This is a genomic window from Methylobacterium durans (assembly GCF_003173715.1).
Lineage (GTDB): Bacteria > Pseudomonadota > Alphaproteobacteria > Rhizobiales > Beijerinckiaceae > Methylobacterium > Methylobacterium durans.
The window spans coordinates 2,632,808-2,647,757 of record NZ_CP029550.1 but is presented as its reverse complement, the minus strand read 5'-3'; the positions used below and the strand labels follow the sequence as shown (position 1 = coordinate 2,647,757).

Here is a 14,950-nt window from a genome sequence, read left to right as displayed (position 1 = left end):
GCGATTCCGCACCGGGGTACAGTATCCCGATTCCTCAGATGAGGTGCCCCGCGGGACGGCCCGAGCGGCCGCTACGCGGGAACGGCGCGGTTCGCGCCGTGGGGCCGCGTTCGCGTGCCTCATCGAAGATTCGTGGAGGCGGTGCGGATCATGAGGGTCGAAGGAGCGGCGCGCCTCACGGCCTGCGCCGGCGCTCTCATCGTCGCTGCGACCGGGCCTGTCGGCAAGGCCTTGGCGGCCCCGCAGGCGGAGGCGTCCGGGGCCATCGCCGGCCTGCACACCCACAACCTCGCCGGGCTCTCGATCCTGATCGGGCTCACGGTCTTCGCCACGATCCTGTCCCTTCTCCACCTGCACGAGCGGTCGCGCTGGACGCGGCGCGAGCGCGAGCAGGCGGTGGCGCTCGGGGCGCTGCGCGGCGCGCATGACCGGGCCGAGATGCTGCTCAACGCCGAGCGTCAGGTCATCATCACCTGGGAGGGCCTGGGCGAACCGGTGATCGAGGGCGATGTCGGCCTCGCCTTCGACGGCGCCCGGCCAGCCGCGACCGCGGCGCGCCGCATCCTCGCCTTCGGCACCTGGCTCGCCCCCGCGGATGCCGCGGCGCTGGAGGCCGGCGTCGAGACCCTGCGGGTCCGGGGCACCGGTTTTCGGCTCACCCTGCGCAGCCAGTCCGGCCAGAGCGTCGAGGCGCAGGGTCAGGCGGTGGCGGGCCGGGCGCTGCTGCGCCTGCGCGAGACCACGGAGGAGCGGCGCGAGCTGATGGAGCTGCGCGAGACCCTCGACGAGGCCCGCCGCGGCCTCGCCGCGCTCGCCGGCCTTCTCGATGCGATCCCGCAGCCCGTCTGGCGGCGCAACCGCGACGGCGGGCTCGCCTGGGTGAACACGGCCTATGTCGGCGCGGTCGAGGCACCGAGCCGCGAGGCCGCCCTGGAGGCAGGTGTCGAACTCCTCGACCGGCCGGCCCGCGAACTGATCGCCCGCGAGGAGGCGAGCCGCCGTCCCACGGCCGGCCCGCGCCAGGCCCTGCGGCTCTCGGCGGTGGTGGCGGGCGGGCGCCGCATCCTCGACGTCACCGAGACGGCCCAGGAGAACGGCCGCGTCGGCATCGCGGTGGACGTCTCGGAGCTCGAGAGCGTGCGCGCCGACCTTCAGCGCCAGATGGACGCGAACGTCCGCACCCTCGACCAATTGCCCACCGCCGTCGCGATCTTCGATGCCCGCCAGCGCCTGATCTTCCACAACGCCGCCTACCGGCAGCTCTGGGACCTCGATCCCGCCTTCCTCGACGGCCGCCCCCTCGACGGCGAGATTCTCGACCACCTGCGCTCGCAGCGGAAGCTGCCCGAGCAGGCCGATTTCCGTTCCTGGAAGCAGGGCGTGCTCGCCGCCTACAGGGCGGCCGAGGCCAACGAGACTTGGTGGTACCTGCCGGACGGGCGCACCTTCCGCGTCGTGGCCGACCCGAATCCGCAAGGGGGGCTGACCTACCTGTTCGACGACGTCTCGGACCGGATGAAGCTCGAATCCCGCTACAACGCCCTGATGCGGGTGCAGGCGGAGACCCTCGACACGCTGAAGGAGCCGGTCGCGGTGTTCGGCGCCGACGGGCGCCTCACCTTCGCCAACCGCGCCTTCGCCACCGTCTGGCGCCTCGACACCGCGACCCTCGAATCGCGTCCGCGTATCGACGCGGTGATCGCCGCCTGCCGGGCGCTCGCCCCGGCCGAGGAGCCGTGGATGGACATCCGCGACGCGGTGACGGGCCTCGAATCGCGCTCCGGCCTCGCCTGCCGCCTGGAAGTGGTGGACGGCACCGTCCTCGACTGCGCCGCCCAGCCGCTGCCGGAGGGCGCGACGCTCCTCACCCTCATCGACGTCACCGCGAGCGTGAACGTCGAGCGGGCGCTCACCGAGAAGAACGAGGCGCTGGAGAAGGCGGCGCAGCTGCGCGATACCTTCGTCCACCACGTCTCCTACGAATTGCGCTCGCCGCTCACGAACATCATCGGCTTCACGCAGCTCCTCGGAGACGAGACCGTGGGCGCGCTCAACGAGCGCCAACGCGAGTATTCGGACCACATCCTGCGATCGTCGGGCTCTCTCCTGGTCATCATCAACGATATCCTCGACCTCGCCTCGATCGACGCGGGGTCCCTGGAATTGCAGCGCGAGCGGGTGGACGTGCGCTCGACCATCGAGGCGGCGGTGCGCGGCATCGAGGACCGGCTCGCGGAATCCGACGTCAGCCTCGACCTCGACGTGCCGGCGGACATCGGCAGCGTCGTGGCCGACGGCAAGCGCGTCCGCCAGATCCTGTTCAACCTGCTCTCGAACGCCGTCGGCTTCTCCCGCTCCGGCCAGCGGGTCGCGGTCACCGCCCGCCGCACCGCGAGCGACCTCGTCCTCACGGTGCGCGACGAGGGCCGCGGCATGCCCCCGAGGTCGCCGCCCGGGTCTTCGACCGCTTCGAGAGCCACACCCTCGGCACCCGCCACCGGGGCGTCGGCCTCGGTCTCTCGATCGTGCGCTCCTTCGTGGAGCTTCACGGCGGCCGAGTCTCGCTGGACACCGCGCCGGATGCCGGCACGCGGGTGACCTGCACCTTCCCGCTCGTCGAGCCGGAGCCGCATATGGAGGCGGCGGAGTAGACGGGAGGCACCGCGATGAGACTGATCCTGTTCGGCGCGACCGGCATGATCGGCCAGGGGGTGCTGCGCGAATCGCTCCGCGACGCGCGTGTCGATTCCGTTCTGTCGATCTCCCGAAGGCCCTCCGGACGGATCCACCCGAAGTTCCGCGAGATCGTGCGTGCGGATCCCGGCGACCTGTCGGGCCTTGAGGCGGAGCTGAAGGGGCGCGACGCCTGCCTGTTCTGTCTCGGCATCTCGTCGGTGGGATTGCGCGAGGCGCAATATGCCGCCGTGACGGAGCAGCTCACCCTGCGCGTGGCGACCGCCCTCGCCGGGCTCGATCCCGGCATGACCTTCGTCTACGTCTCGGCCGCCGGCAGCGACGCGAGCGAGCGTGGCCGGGTGATGTGGGCCCGCGTGCGTGGGCGGACCGAGAATGCCCTGTTCCGGCTGCCCTTCAAGCGCGTCTACGCGGTGCGGCCGGCCGGGATCCGTCCGCGCCACGGCATCCGCTCGCGCACGCCCTACGTCGACGCGTTCTATCGCCTGCTCGCGCCCGCCCTGCCGGTGATCCAGCGCGCGCTGCCCTCCGTCCTCACCGACACCGACGAGCTCGCCCGCGCCATGCTCCGGCTGGCGCGGGAGGGCGGCATGGTCCGGGTCATCGAGGCGCGGGACATTCCGGGCCTCGGGCGCACCGAACCCTGAGAGCCGCCGGCTCCTAAGGCCCGAGCAGATCGATCAGGAACGGGATCAGCGGCGCGTCGGCCGGCGGCATCGGCAGATCGCGCAGAGCGCGCGGACGCACCCAGCGCAGGGCCTGCCCTTCGAGCGAGCGGGGCGTGCCCTCCCAGCGGCGGCAGACGTAGAGGGGCATCAGGAGATGGAAGTCCGGGTAGGCGTGGCTCGCGAAGGTGAGCGGCGCGAGGCACGGCTCCTCCACCGTGATGCCGAGTTCCTCCGCCAGTTCGCGGATCAGGGTCGCCTCGGGGCGCTCGCCGGGCTCGACCTTGCCGCCGGGAAACTCCCACAGTCCCGCGAGCTGCTTGCCCGGCGGGCGCTGGGCGAGGAGAACCCGCCCGTCGGCGTCGACGAGCGCGACGGCGACGACGAGGAGGAGCCGCACGCCCGCGGACTCGGTCACGGCAGGATCGCGAAGGTGGCGGCGACCTCGGCACTCGCCTCGATGGTGCCGGCGACGAGCGGCACCGCGACGCCGCCGCGGCCCTTCGCCCGCATCGGCGCGGCCGCGGCCATCAGGATCGGGGGCGGAACGCTCGCGCGGGGGGGCGCCTGAATCGAAACCACGCGGCCGAGCCTCACTCCCGCCGCCTCGGCGAGCCGGGCGGCCTGTGCGCCCGCGTCCTTCATGGCGGCGATCCGCACCGCGGCCTCCGCCGCCTCCGGGTCCTTGAGGCCGAAGGCGACACCGTCGATGCGGTTGGCTCCCGCCTCCAGTGCCCGCCGCATCAGGTCGCCGAGGCGGCCCATGTCGGCAAGCCGCAGGCGCACCTGATTCGCGGCCCGGTAGCCGTCCGGCTTCTCGGTGACGGTGCCGTCCGGCTGGCGCATCGTGCGGGTGACGGGCTGGAGCGTGACGGCGGTGGTGCCGATGTCGCTCTCGGGCACCCCGAATTCGGACGCGAGCGCCACGATCCGCCGCGCCGCCTCGCTGGTGCCGTCGAGCGCCGCGGCCGGCGTCGCGCCCCGCACCTCGACGCCGATCTCAACGCTCGCGAAATCCGGCGCCGTCTCGGTGCGCGCCCGGCCGATCACGCTGATCAGGCCGTCGCCGACGCCGCCCTCTTCGGCGCGCAGGGGTGCCGCGAGACCGAGGGCGAGGAGGCCGAGGGCCGCGAGGGGAAGCGCCCTCATGAGCGGTAATCCCCGTTGATCTCGATGTAGCCCTTGGTCAGATCGCAGGTCCAGACACGGGCCCGGCCCTCCCCCAGGCCGAGATCGACCCGAACCGTGACGGCGGCCTCGCGCATGACGGCGCTCGCCGCCGCCTCGCTGTAGGCCGGATCGCGGGCACCGGCGACCGCCACCCGCACATCGCCGAACCAGATCGCGAGGCGGTCCCGGTCGGCGGGCTCGCCCGCCTTGCCCACCGCCATCACCACGCGGCCCCAATTCGCGTCCTCGCCCGCCACCGCGGTCTTGACGAGCGGCGAATTGGCGATGGAGAGCGCGATGCGCCGGGCCGAGGCGTCGCTCTCGGCGCCGCCGACCTCGACGGTGACGAACTTGCGCGCCCCCTCCCCGTCCCTGGCCACGAGCTGGGCGAGCTCGATCAGGAGGTCGTCGAGCGCCGCGCGGAAACCGGCGAGGCGCGGGTCGCCCGCATCCGCGATCCCGGAATTGCCGGCCAGACCCGTCGCGAACAGCAGCAGGGTGTCGGAGGTCGAGGTGTCGCCGTCGACCGTCACGCAGTTGAAGCTCTTGTCCGTCCCCTCCGTCAGCAGCGCCTGCAGTACGGGCTGGGGCAGGCTCGCATCCGTGAACACGAAGGAGAGCATCGTCGCCATGTCGGGGGCGATCATGCCCGCGCCCTTGGCGATGCCGTTGAGCGTGACCCGCGTGCCCGCGATCTCGGCCGTGCGGGTCGCGAGCTTCGGGAACGTGTCAGTGGTCATGATGGCGCGGGCGGCCGCATCCCACGCCTCCGGGCCGTCCTCGGCGCGGGCCGCGCAATCGGCCAGCACGCCCTCGAACTTGCTGGCGTCGAGGGGCTCGCCGATCACCCCCGTCGAGGCGATGAAGATCGCGTCCTCCGGGCAGCCGGCGGCAGCGGCCGCGATCCGGGCCGTGAGCGCCACGGCCTCGCGGCCCTTCAGGCCGGTGAAGGCGTTGGCGTTGCCCGAGTTGACGACGAGGGCCCGGGCCGATTCCCCGCGCAGCGCGTCGCGGCACCAGTCGACCGGAGCGGAGGGACATTTCGAGCGCGTGAAGACGCCCGCCGCCCGGGTGCCGGGCTCGAGGCCGACATACAGCACGTCGGTGCGCCCGGAATAGCGGATGCCCGCCTGCGCGGTGGCGAGCCGGACACCGGGAACGGGCGGCAGCGCAGGCACCGATTCGGGGGCGAGGGGCGATACGGGTGGCGACTTGGCGGACGACATCGATCTCGCGGGCTCCATCGCAGGGGCGCGGCCCTGTTGCCCGGCCCGATTGCCTGCGTCAACCGCATGCCGGCTATGCTTCCCTGCCTGAAAGACGGTCACTCCGTTCAGGCTTGCGGCGCAAATGCGGCAGGGGACTTGTGCGCCCACGCGGCCTCGGACTAGCATGGTGCAATGCAATGCGAACACGACGTCGAGGGCGCGATGGCTCGTCCTGAAATCGGATCCGCTGCCATGAGCGCCGTTGCCGGGGCGAATGCCAGGGCGAGCGTCTACGGTGTCCAGGTTCTCATTGCCGGCCGTCAGAAGCAGTGGCGCGACGAGATCGCGGGGCAGATCCGGCGGGCCGGCTACAGCGCCACGGCCTGCGATTGCGGGGTCGACGCCCTCACCGTGCTGGCCCTCGGGCTCCCGGTCGACGTGCTCGTCGCCGATATCTCGCTGACCGGCGAGCTCTGCTGCTCGCAATTGGCGCTCGAGGCGCGGGCGCTGCGGCCCGGACTTCGCATCGTGCTGGCGAGCGAGGTCGCGGACGCGGATCTGACGGCGGCCGAGCTGATGCCGGACGCCCTCCTTGTCGCCCGTCACCTGCGCGACGGCTCGGTGGCAAGCACGGTCCGCGAGGCGCTGGCGAACCGGAACTGACGGGACGCGCGCCCTCTACTTCTTCGCCTCGTCCTTCTTCTGCTGGCCGAGATAGACGTATTCCGGCGCGGCGCGCAGTTGATCCTTGTCGGTGTTGATCGTCGCCTTGAGCTTGTCGCCGTCGGCGCGGGCGAGGCGCAGCGCGCTCGGATCCACGGCGACGTACTTCGTGCCGATCCCGAGGAAGCCGCCGACGCCGACGATCCAGGCCTTCACCTTGGTGCCTTCGTCGAGGACCACGTCGGCGATCTCGCCGATCGTCTCGTTGCCGGCGTTCTGAATCGTCAGCCCGACGAGCTTCGAGGCCACCATGTCCGTCGGAGCCTGAGCCACGAAGGTCGGGCGGAGTTCCCCCGTCAGGGTCGCGGGCTGGCCCGGTGCCGGCTCCACGGGCGCGGCCGCCTCCGGCTTCGGGGCGGGGGCCGGCTGGCCCGCATCCGGCGCCTGGGCGAGGGCGAGGGACGCGCCCGTCATGAGAAGGACCGTGGCGGCGAGCAGGCTGCGCATGGACGATATCTCTCTCGGTGATCGATTGTGCACCCGCACAAGCGATACCCCGCCGGAAGGTTCCCCTGGTGTTGGACGGGACGCGCACGCAAACTAGATTGTGCGCCGGAGAATGCCCGCCGGGAATGCGCCATGACCCTGTTGCGCCGCCAAGCCCTCGTCCTGATCGGTGCCGCGCTCGCCGGCCCGCATGCCGTCGCTGCCGAGCGGAGCGGCGCGAGAGCCGGAACCTTCGCCTTCGACCGGCCGGAGGGCGGGGCCCTGCCCCTCAGCGACTTCACCGGCAAACCGATCCTCGTCGTCAACACCGCCACAGCCTGCGGCTTCGCCGGCCAGCTCGCCGGCCTGCAGACCCTCTGGACGCGCTTCCAGGACAGGGGCCTCACCGTGATCGGCGTGCCCTCGCCCGATTTCGGCAACCAGGAGCCCCTCGACGGGGCGGCGATCGTGGAGGCGGCGCGCAAGAACCACGGCGTCACCTTCCCGCTGACGGCCAAGACCCGGGTGCGAATGCCGAACGCCCACCCGTTCTATCAATGGGCGGCCGCCGAGAAGCCCGGCGAGACGCCCCGCTGGAATTTCCACAAGTACCTCGTCGCCCGCGACGGCACGCTCGCGGCGGCCTTCGCCACGCAGGTCGAGCCGACCGACCCGCGCCTCATCAGCGCTATCGCGAACGCCCTCGACAAAGCCTAGGATCGTCAGCGCGGCACCGCGATCGGGCCGAGCCCGGCGTTGCACGGGAAGAGATTCAGGCTGCCGCCGTTCGCGAGCCGGGCGATCCACGCCGTCACCGGGCGATCCGGCCGGGTGGCAGCGGACGCTCGCGCACGACCCGGCGGGGGCGGTGGACGCGCGGGCCTGGGCGCTCCACCATGACGGGCGGGGGCGCCGAGGGATGGTTCGAGGCGAACGGGTTCGTCGGCACGCCGGCGGCCGGCAGGCCGACGCTGCTCCCTGCGAATCCCGCCCCCATCTGCGCGGCGGCCGGGCCGGCAGCGAGCGCGAGCAGGGCGACGATGGCGGCGCGGATCGGCATGTCGGGTCTCCTCGACGTCGTCCGGCCGACAGATAGCGCGGGCCGCGGGCGGGACGAGGAGAGGATCGGAGGCAGGCATGGAGCCGCATCGTTTCGAGCAGGACGGCGAGCGTTTCGAGGCACGCTTCGAGCGGGCTGATACGGGTTGGCTCGCCCACATCCGCCGTCTGGACGACGGGCGCGTCCGGACGGTCGCCTTCCCGGACGGGGCGGGCTACGCGGAGGACGATCTGCGCGGCTCGCTGATCGCGGGCTGCGAGGCGGCGGTGGCGCAGCTTCGCGCCGCACAACCCACACGCCACTGAGCGCCCGGAGGAACCGGGCGCATGCCCAGCGGGTTCGCGCACCAGCGAACCGATGATGACGGAGGAGCGTCCATGAGCGAGATCACCTACCGGATCGTCGAGCACGACGGCGGCTTCGCCTACAAGGTCGGCGACGTGTTCTCCGAGACCTTCCGGAGCCGCGAGGAGGCCCTCCGGGCCGCCCAGCGCGCCGCGGCCGAACAGCAGGTGCCGGGCTCGACCGAGGGGATCCGCTATCAGGACGGCCAGGGAGCCTGGCACGACGAGACGTCGGACGGCCACGACCGCCCGATCGCGCGGGTGGTCGAGTAGCAGTCTCCCTCGGGCGTGCGCCCGGCGCTGGAGGAATCGGCGGGACCGATGGCACGCAAGCCCGTCGCGAAGGCTGAGCCCGCGCCGAAGAGCGCGCGCGCACCGGCGCGCAAGGGCGCACGGCGCACCACGCCCTCCGTCGAGACCCTGTCCGCGCTGCCGCCGGACCGGCTGATCGGCCTCGTCCTCGGGGAAACAGAGCGCAACCCGGCCTTCAAGAAGATCGTCAGCGCGGCGCTCGCCGCTCTGCAAGGGCCGGACGCGGTCGCCGCCATCGTCGACCGGCGCCTCGGGGCGCTGGAGGGCGCGCGCGGCTTCATCGACTGGCAGAAGCGGCGCGCCTTCACGGCAGATCTCAACGCCACCGTCTCGGTGATCCTCAACGAGCTGCGTCCCCTCGATCCGGGGGCGGCCCTCGACCGGCTGGTGCGCTTCCTGAACGGCGCCGCGGGCGTGCTCGGCCGGGTCGACGACAGCCTCGGCATCACGGAGGGGGTCTACGAGCGCGCGGGCGAGGCCGCGATCGAGATTGCGGGCAGCCTGCCCGAAGCGGAGGCCACGCGCTTCGCAGCCCGGCTCCTGGCCCTCGTCTCGGGCGACCCGGACGGGCCGCTCGGGATGCTCTTCCTCGACCTGATCCCCCGCCTGCCGGAGAGCGCCCTGCCCGCCCTCGACGCGGATCTCGGGGAGGCCCTCTCCGACCTGCCGGCGGAGACGGGCGATTGGCGCTCCGCCCGGGCGCGCGGCCGTCTGCTGCGCGCGCGCCAGGACATCGCCGACCGGCGGGGTGACGTCGATGCCTTCATCGCCCTCGAGGAGGCGGTGGCCGGCGCGGCAGCGGACAACCTCGCGGTCGCGGAGCGCCTCCTCGCTGCCGGCCGCACCGACGAGGCCCTGGAGCGGATCCGCCGGCCCCAGCAGCGCAATGCGAACGTCCTCAGCGGGGAGGCGCTGATCACCGGCCGCATCGACACCGAGGCGCCGGCGCGGGCGCGGACCGTCCTCACGATCCGCATCCTCGACGCGCTGGGGCGCGCGGAGGAGGCGCAGGCGCTGCGCTGGGAGCGCTTCTGCGACACGCTCGATGCGGAGATGCTGCGCGACTACCTCGCCAAGCTGCCCGATTTCGAGGACGACGAGGCGCTGCGCCACGCCTTCGATCGGGCGATGGCCTTCCCGCAGCCCTACCGGGCCCTGACCTTCCTCATCAACTGGCCGGATCTCGACCGAGCCGGCCGCCTCGTCCTCGACCGGGCGAAGACCTGGGAGGGCGAGCGCTACGAGGTTCTGGCCCCGGCGGCCGAGAGGCTGGAACAGGCGCGGCCGGAGGCCGCCGCCCTGCTCTACCGCCGGCTGATCGACGACATCCTGCAGCGCGGGCGCACGCAGGCCTATGCCCACGCGGCGCGCTACCTCATGCAGCTCGATGCGATCGATCCGGCCTCCGCCTCCTACCGCGACATCCTGCGCCGCGACCACGGCCGCAAGCACGGCTTCTGGAGCCTCGTCGGCGGCCGCTGAAGGCAGCGGCAAGTCGCCCGCGAAGCGGAACTCCCGGAGGGCGGCGAACCTTTTCCCTCCACTCAATTTCAGAGGGAATCTGCTATGAAAAATCATCTTCTAGTTGCTGCCTGCCTGGCTGCGCTCACCCTGCCCGCGGCCTCGCCCGGCCTGGCCCAGTCGCTCAGCGAAAAGAGCGGCCTGAACACGCTCGTCGGAGCCGCACCATCGACCGCGGACTTCGTGAAGGAGGCGGCGATCAGCGACATGTTCGAGATCCAGTCGAGCCAGCTCGCGGTCGAGCGGGGCGACGACGCCACGAAGACCTACGCCAAGCAGATGATCGACGAGCACAAGAAGACGACCAGCGACCTGAAGGGCTTCGTCGAGGGCGGCAAGGTGCAGGCGACCCTGCCGACGGAACTCGACAGCACGCACCAGAGCAAGCTCGACAAGCTGAAGGGCCTGCAGGGCAACGACTTCAACAAGCAGTACCACAGCGATCAGGTGAAGGCGCACAAAGACGCCGTGGACCTGTTCGGGCGCTACGCGAAGAGCGGCGACAATGCCGACCTGAAATCCTGGGCCGGCAAGACCCAGCCGCATCTCGACCACCACCTGAAGATGGCGCAGGACCTCGACAAGTAGGAGCAGGCGCGTCGCACCCACCCGGATCGGCTTCGCCCGGTCCGGACCAGCAAGGACCGATCTCGGGCACGCCCGAGATCGGCTAAAAGCGAGGGCGGGCCGCCTTCTACGCGTCCTCGATCGCGTCGACCTTGTCCGGGTAGAAGGCGAGGTGCCCGCGAATGGCGTTCACCGCCGGGAACGGGTCCTCGTAGCTCCAGACCGCGTTCGGGCGCACCTCGCCGTCGACGACGAGGTCGTAGTAGCTGGCCTCGCCCTTGTAAGGGCAGTGGCTGGTGCGGGTGCTCCTGCGGAACAGCTCGAACCGGGCGTCCGCCCGCGGGATGTAGAGGACCGGCAGGTAGCTCGCCTCGCTGAGGCGCAGGGCGCGGCGCGAATCGGCGACGGACTGGCCACGCGCGCTCACGCGGACGCGATTGGCGTGCGGCGCGATTCCGATCGGATGGTCGGGGCCGGGCTCTCTCATCGCTGGCTCCTCTCGGCGGGGGTGCTGTCGGGACCGATCTCGCTCGTGTTCAGGGCATCGGCGAGCCGCGCCTTGGCGCTGCCGGGCCGGAGCGGCTTCTGCTGGCTCTCGTGCGGCGCCCAGCCCGAGACCCAGAGGATCTCGAAGCTCGCCCGCAGGCGCCCGTCCGGGTCGGCGAAGCGGTCGGCGTAGATCTCGGCCGCGCGGACGAGCGTCGCGCGCCGCAGCGGCGTGCGGCGGCGCTCCGTCAGGATGTTGGTCAGCCCCATCGCGCGCAGATCCCGCATCAGGGCGAAGGGATCGGGATAGCGCACCGTCAGGGTCTCGGTGTCGGTGACCGGCAGGGCAAAGCCCGCCCGCTGGAGAAGGCCGCCGATCTCGCGCACCTCGGCGAAGGGCGCGATGCGCGGACTGATCCCGTCCTCGATCTCGCTCTCGGCCGCCGCGAAGGCTTGGCGCAGCTCCGTGAGGGTGCGTCCGCCGAGGAGGCAGCCGATGAAGAGCCCGTCCGGCCGCAGGGCCCGGCGGAGCTGGACCAGGGCACCAGGCAGGTCGTTGACGTGCTGGAGCGCCAGCAGCGAGACCGCGAGGTCGAAGCTCTCGGCGGCGAAGGGCAGCGATTCGGGGTCTCCGACGACGCGCAGAAGCCCGTCGGCCGCCTCCGGCACGGGCGCGAGGCGCAGGACGGATCCCGCGCGCCCGCCGGCCGCAAGGCGCTGTGCCGCCGCGGGCATCGGCGAGGCGAGATCGAGAGCGCGGGAGAAGGTCCGCAGCACGGCGGCGAGCCGATCCTCCAGATCCTCAATCGTGCGGGCGAGCAGGAAGTCGGCGTAGCCGCCCGCGCGGGCCCGGGCGAGGCGGCGGCGGCCGAGCGGCGTGTCGAACAGGGGAATCGGCGCGTCCATCGGCAGACAATGGGGCGATGGCGGTGCGGTTGCCAGCGGGCCGGGATGCTCGCGGCATGCGTGCGACGAAAGGCTCGGCCCCGAGCCTCCCATCACGCTTGCGCGAGACCGGAACGGCAGAGGAGCCGGATCGTTTCTGCTCCACCTTGACCGGAGTATTCAGCGATGAAGCGCATTGTCCTCGGAGCCGCGATGGTCCTCACGGCCCTCTCCCTCAGCAACGCGGCCGAAGCCAAGGGCTGCCTCAAGGGCGCCATCGTCGGCGGCGTCGCCGGCCACATGGCCGGGCACGGGGTCGTCGGCGCAGCCGCAGGCTGCGCCATCGGGCGCCACCGCGCCAACAAGGAGGAGCGCCGGAACAACGCGGGCCAGCCGCCCGCCCAGACGGCGCATTAGGAACCCGCGTGCGGGCACCGCTTCTCGCATCGGTGCCCGCGTTCCGGTCGCTGCTCCGCCACGCGCTCGGTCTCGTCTACCCGCCGACCTGCGCCGCCTGCGGCGCCGCGACCGCCGATCCCGGCGCCCTCTGCCCCGCCTGCTGGACCGGCCTACGCCTGATCGAGGCACCCTACTGCCCGCGCTACGGGACCCCGTTCGCCCTCGATCTCGGGATCGGGCCCCTCCTCTCGCCCCGCGCCATCGCCGAGCCGCCTGTCTTCGGACGAGGACGGGCCGTCGCTCTCTACGACGGCACGGCGCGCGAGATCGTCCATCGCCTCAAATACGAGGACCGGCTCGATCTCGCCGTGCCGATGGCCCGGATGATGGCCGCGCGCGGGCGCGAGCTGCTCGCCGAGGCGGATTGCGTCGTGCCGGTGCCGCTCCATCGCTGGCGCCTGTTCCGGCGCCGCTTCAACCAATCCGCCCTCCTCGCCCGTCCGATCGCCCGCTCGTCCGGACTGCCCTTCGAGCCCGGCGCGCTGAAGCGCGTGCGGGCGACCCGCTCCCAGGTGGGCCTGAGCCGGGCGGGGCGCGCCGCGAACCTCCAAGGGGCCTTTCGAGTCCCGGAGGCGGGGCGCCCGCGGCTGCAGGGCCGGCGTGTGCTCCTCGTCGACGACGTCACCACGACCGGTGCCACCGCGAACGCCGCCGCCCGCGCGCTGCTGCGGGGCGGAGCGGCCGACGTCGACCTCCTCACCTTCGCCCTCGTCGCGCAGGATCCGCTCTGAGGGGTCCGGTACCGACCGATTGCGGGCGGGATTTCGACCGCGGAACGGTTCGAGACGCGCTCCCGTTCCTGGTCCTCGATCCGACCCGAGCCGCGCATGACTGCCAGCAGCCGCGCCGCCGGCTTCGCGCGGCATCTTGGGCACGATAGTCTTTCCCAAAAAAATTGCACCCGATTCGTTGCCGCGCCAAAAATCATCTGCGCGATTGCCGAAAAACCATAAGAAAATTTCGGAACGATATCGGACAGCCGCGCATTTCAAGCCGCGAATATCGGGATTATGGCTCGATATCAGAATCGAATTTGGAGGAAATCTATGTTGCTGAAGCAGATTCGCGTCGCAGCCCTGGCGACCACCTTCGTCGTGGGCGGCGCGGCGCTCGCTCTCGCCCAGTCGAGCTCGACCGTCGGCACGGGCGGCTCCTCGGCCGGCGGCGGCACCAGCTCGTCCACGGTGGGCACCGGCGGCTCCTCGGCGGGCTCCGGCAGCGGCTCCTCCTCGACGCTCGGGACCGGCGGCTCGTCCGCAGGCAGCGGCAAGAGCTCGTCCACGGTCGGCACCGGCGGCTCCTCGGCGGGCAACACCACCGGCTCGACGGTGGGCACGGGTGGCTCCTCGGCCGGCTCCGGCAGCGGCATGAAGGACGGCCCCGGCAAGTCCGGCGAGCACGGCAAGGCGGGCGAGCACGGCCAGCACAAGGGCCTCGACAAGCGCTGACGCGCCGCGGGCGGTCCCGATGGGGCCGCTCGTTTCCGCATCCGGGAGATCCTGAGTCGACGCCCAGGGAGACGCTCATGTCGCGCTTCAGCTTCCCCAGCCTGCTCCTGCCCGTTTTCGGTGTCGCGGCCCTGACGGGCGCCGTGGCGGCGGGCTACGCGCAGACCAGCACCGTCACGGCCGGGCCGGGCGGGGTGTCGGGGGGCACCACCGTCACCAACAGCGAGGGCAAGCCCTGCCGTGTGGTGGAGGATCGCTCGAAGTCCGACGGCAGCGTGACGAGTTCCGTCACCGCCGGCCCGGCGGCACCACGAGTTCCAGCACGGGCGGCAACTCGGTCACCGTCCGCTCCGGCGACGGCCGTTCCAGCTCGTCCGTCAGCACCAGCGGCAACGGCTCGGCCGTGGTCGCGGGCTCCGGCGACTGCGTCGTCACCCGCCACCCCGACAAGAAGTGAGGCGACCCATGCTCCGCATCCTCCTGCCCGTGGCGCTCTGCGCCACCCTCCTCGCCGCACCGGTCCTGGCGCAGACGAGCGTCACCGGCGGCAGCGCCGGCTCCGCGGCCGCGGGCGGCACCTCGGCCTCGAGCGTCGGCACCGGCGGCACCTCGACGGGCGCGGACGGGCGCACCGGCTCCTCCCTCGCCACCGGCGGCACTGCGGCCGGCGACAAGGCGAAGAGCCGCTCGCACGCGAACGAGACCGGGCAGGGCCTCAACGGCCAGTCGAAGGCGATGGCCCATGACGGGGGCACCTTCTCGAAATCGCAGACCAAGACCAAGGTCCGGGACGGTGAATCCGTGGAATCGCGGACCAGGACGATGTCGCACGTGCCCGGCGAGAAGCCGGTGAAGTCGACCTCGACGACCGGCCGGTAAGGGCGCGGACGCGCGATGGATGCCCTCCGGTGCGCCGGAGGGCCGGGGGGCGGAGCCCGGGCCTCGCGGGGTCCGGGCTCTCGTGCGTCGGAACGGGTCTTCG

General features: G+C 72.2%; 21 protein-coding genes. 13 read left to right on the top strand and 8 right to left on the bottom strand.

All coding sequences use genetic code 11. From position 1 onward, the window contains the following. Positions 1 to 150: 150 nt before the first annotated feature. Genes DK389_RS12135 through DK389_RS12130 form a run of 3 tightly spaced genes read left to right on the top strand, consistent with a single transcriptional unit; the run spans position 151 to position 3,341 of the window. Positions 151 to 2,598: a sensor histidine kinase gene (locus DK389_RS12135; RefSeq protein ID WP_418292027.1), complete on the top strand. Its 2,448-nt coding sequence runs from the start codon at positions 151 to 153 to the stop codon at positions 2,596 to 2,598. After that, the gene (locus tag DK389_RS35600; protein WP_418292056.1) at positions 2,565 to 2,651 is read left to right on the top strand and encodes a hypothetical protein; all 87 of its coding nucleotides are present in this window, start codon (positions 2,565 to 2,567) and stop codon (positions 2,649 to 2,651) included. The genes DK389_RS12135 and DK389_RS35600 overlap by 34 nt, the downstream gene beginning before the upstream one ends. A 15-nt stretch (positions 2,652 to 2,666) precedes the next feature. Further along, a complete protein-coding gene (locus tag DK389_RS12130; RefSeq protein ID WP_109889880.1) occupies positions 2,667 to 3,341 on the top strand; it encodes a Rossmann-fold NAD(P)-binding domain-containing protein in 675 nt (224 codons plus the stop codon). Between the two features lie 13 nt (positions 3,342 to 3,354). Here the strand turns inward: DK389_RS12130 and DK389_RS12125 are convergent, their stop codons facing one another. From DK389_RS12125 to argJ, 3 genes are read right to left on the bottom strand one after another with little or no spacing between them, the layout of a single operon-like run. Then, positions 3,355 to 3,777, bottom strand: a complete 423-nt coding sequence (locus tag DK389_RS12125; protein ID WP_109889878.1) for a (deoxy)nucleoside triphosphate pyrophosphohydrolase — start codon at positions 3,775 to 3,777, stop codon at positions 3,355 to 3,357. Next, positions 3,774 to 4,508, bottom strand: coding sequence for an SIMPL domain-containing protein (locus tag DK389_RS12120; protein WP_109889876.1), 735 nt, complete (start codon positions 4,506 to 4,508; stop codon positions 3,774 to 3,776). Before DK389_RS12120 ends, DK389_RS12125 begins: the two co-directional genes overlap by 4 nt. Next, positions 4,505 to 5,755 carry a bifunctional glutamate N-acetyltransferase/amino-acid acetyltransferase ArgJ gene (gene argJ / locus DK389_RS12115; RefSeq protein ID WP_109889874.1) on the bottom strand — a complete coding sequence of 417 codons (1,251 nt, stop codon included), beginning with the start codon at positions 5,753 to 5,755 and terminating at the stop codon, positions 4,505 to 4,507. Before argJ ends, DK389_RS12120 begins: the two co-directional genes overlap by 4 nt. 234 nt (positions 5,756 to 5,989) lie before the next feature. Between argJ and DK389_RS12110 the strand changes: the two genes are divergently transcribed. After that, the gene (locus DK389_RS12110; protein WP_109889872.1) at positions 5,990 to 6,400 is read left to right on the top strand and encodes a response regulator; all 411 of its coding nucleotides are present in this window, start codon (positions 5,990 to 5,992) and stop codon (positions 6,398 to 6,400) included. 15 nt (positions 6,401 to 6,415) lie between these two features. Here the strand turns inward: DK389_RS12110 and DK389_RS12105 are convergent, their stop codons facing one another. Then, positions 6,416 to 6,907 carry a PRC-barrel domain-containing protein gene (locus DK389_RS12105; protein ID WP_109889870.1) on the bottom strand — a complete coding sequence of 164 codons (492 nt, stop codon included), beginning with the start codon at positions 6,905 to 6,907 and terminating at the stop codon, positions 6,416 to 6,418. A 132-nt stretch (positions 6,908 to 7,039) separates the two neighbouring features. Between DK389_RS12105 and DK389_RS12100 the strand changes: the two genes are divergently transcribed. Then, on the top strand, positions 7,040 to 7,603 hold the full coding sequence (locus DK389_RS12100) for a glutathione peroxidase (RefSeq protein ID WP_109889869.1): 564 nt from the start codon (positions 7,040 to 7,042) through the stop codon (positions 7,601 to 7,603). 94 nt (positions 7,604 to 7,697) lie between these two features. Here DK389_RS12100 and DK389_RS12095 read toward each other — a convergent pair whose 3' ends face one another. Continuing rightward, a complete protein-coding gene (locus DK389_RS12095; RefSeq protein WP_109889867.1) occupies positions 7,698 to 7,946 on the bottom strand; it encodes a hypothetical protein in 249 nt (82 codons plus the stop codon). Positions 7,947 to 8,023: 77 nt separating this feature from the next. Between DK389_RS12095 and DK389_RS12090 the strand changes: the two genes are divergently transcribed. The 4 genes from DK389_RS12090 (at position 8,024) to DK389_RS12075 (ending at position 10,711) form a co-directional block, all read left to right on the top strand. Further along, on the top strand, positions 8,024 to 8,251 hold the full coding sequence (locus DK389_RS12090) for a hypothetical protein (protein WP_109889865.1): 228 nt from the start codon (positions 8,024 to 8,026) through the stop codon (positions 8,249 to 8,251). Between the two features lie 72 nt (positions 8,252 to 8,323). Continuing rightward, on the top strand, positions 8,324 to 8,563 hold the full coding sequence (locus DK389_RS12085; protein WP_109889864.1) for a hypothetical protein: 240 nt from the start codon (positions 8,324 to 8,326) through the stop codon (positions 8,561 to 8,563). Between the two features lie 48 nt (positions 8,564 to 8,611). Continuing rightward, the gene (locus DK389_RS12080) at positions 8,612 to 10,084 is read left to right on the top strand and encodes a DUF6880 family protein (RefSeq protein ID WP_109896325.1); all 1,473 of its coding nucleotides are present in this window, start codon (positions 8,612 to 8,614) and stop codon (positions 10,082 to 10,084) included. 84 nt (positions 10,085 to 10,168) lie between these two features. Then, positions 10,169 to 10,711 carry a DUF4142 domain-containing protein gene (locus DK389_RS12075; protein ID WP_109889862.1) on the top strand — a complete coding sequence of 181 codons (543 nt, stop codon included), beginning with the start codon at positions 10,169 to 10,171 and terminating at the stop codon, positions 10,709 to 10,711. 106 nt (positions 10,712 to 10,817) lie between these two features. On the opposite strand, the gene DK389_RS12070 is transcribed toward DK389_RS12075, so the two are convergent. Together DK389_RS12070 and DK389_RS12065 are read right to left on the bottom strand one after the other, a co-directional pair. Continuing rightward, the gene (locus tag DK389_RS12070; protein ID WP_109889860.1) at positions 10,818 to 11,177 is read right to left on the bottom strand and encodes a DUF427 domain-containing protein; all 360 of its coding nucleotides are present in this window, start codon (positions 11,175 to 11,177) and stop codon (positions 10,818 to 10,820) included. Further along, a complete protein-coding gene (locus tag DK389_RS12065) occupies positions 11,174 to 12,082 on the bottom strand; it encodes a methyltransferase domain-containing protein (RefSeq protein ID WP_109889858.1) in 909 nt (302 codons plus the stop codon). The genes DK389_RS12070 and DK389_RS12065 overlap by 4 nt, the downstream gene beginning before the upstream one ends. Before the next feature lie 165 nt (positions 12,083 to 12,247). On the opposite strand from DK389_RS12065, the gene DK389_RS12060 reads away from it, so the two are divergent. The 3 genes from DK389_RS12060 (at position 12,248) to DK389_RS12050 (ending at position 13,968) form a co-directional block, all read left to right on the top strand. Next, a complete protein-coding gene (locus tag DK389_RS12060; protein WP_109889856.1) occupies positions 12,248 to 12,478 on the top strand; it encodes a hypothetical protein in 231 nt (76 codons plus the stop codon). An 8-nt stretch (positions 12,479 to 12,486) separates the two neighbouring features. Continuing rightward, positions 12,487 to 13,251, top strand: a complete 765-nt coding sequence (locus DK389_RS12055) for a ComF family protein (protein ID WP_109889854.1) — start codon at positions 12,487 to 12,489, stop codon at positions 13,249 to 13,251. Positions 13,252 to 13,566: 315 nt separating this feature from the next. Beyond that, positions 13,567 to 13,968, top strand: a complete 402-nt coding sequence (locus DK389_RS12050; protein WP_236960826.1) for a hypothetical protein — start codon at positions 13,567 to 13,569, stop codon at positions 13,966 to 13,968. A 288-nt stretch (positions 13,969 to 14,256) separates the two neighbouring features. On the opposite strand, the gene DK389_RS32300 is transcribed toward DK389_RS12050, so the two are convergent. Continuing rightward, positions 14,257 to 14,403, bottom strand: coding sequence for a hypothetical protein (locus DK389_RS32300; RefSeq protein WP_162560615.1), 147 nt, complete (start codon positions 14,401 to 14,403; stop codon positions 14,257 to 14,259). A gap of 30 nt (positions 14,404 to 14,433) precedes the next feature. Between DK389_RS32300 and DK389_RS12040 the strand changes: the two genes are divergently transcribed. Next, complete coding sequence (locus DK389_RS12040; protein ID WP_109889852.1) at positions 14,434 to 14,847, top strand: hypothetical protein; 414 nt, start codon at positions 14,434 to 14,436, stop codon at positions 14,845 to 14,847. Positions 14,848 to 14,950 lie beyond the last annotated feature (103 nt).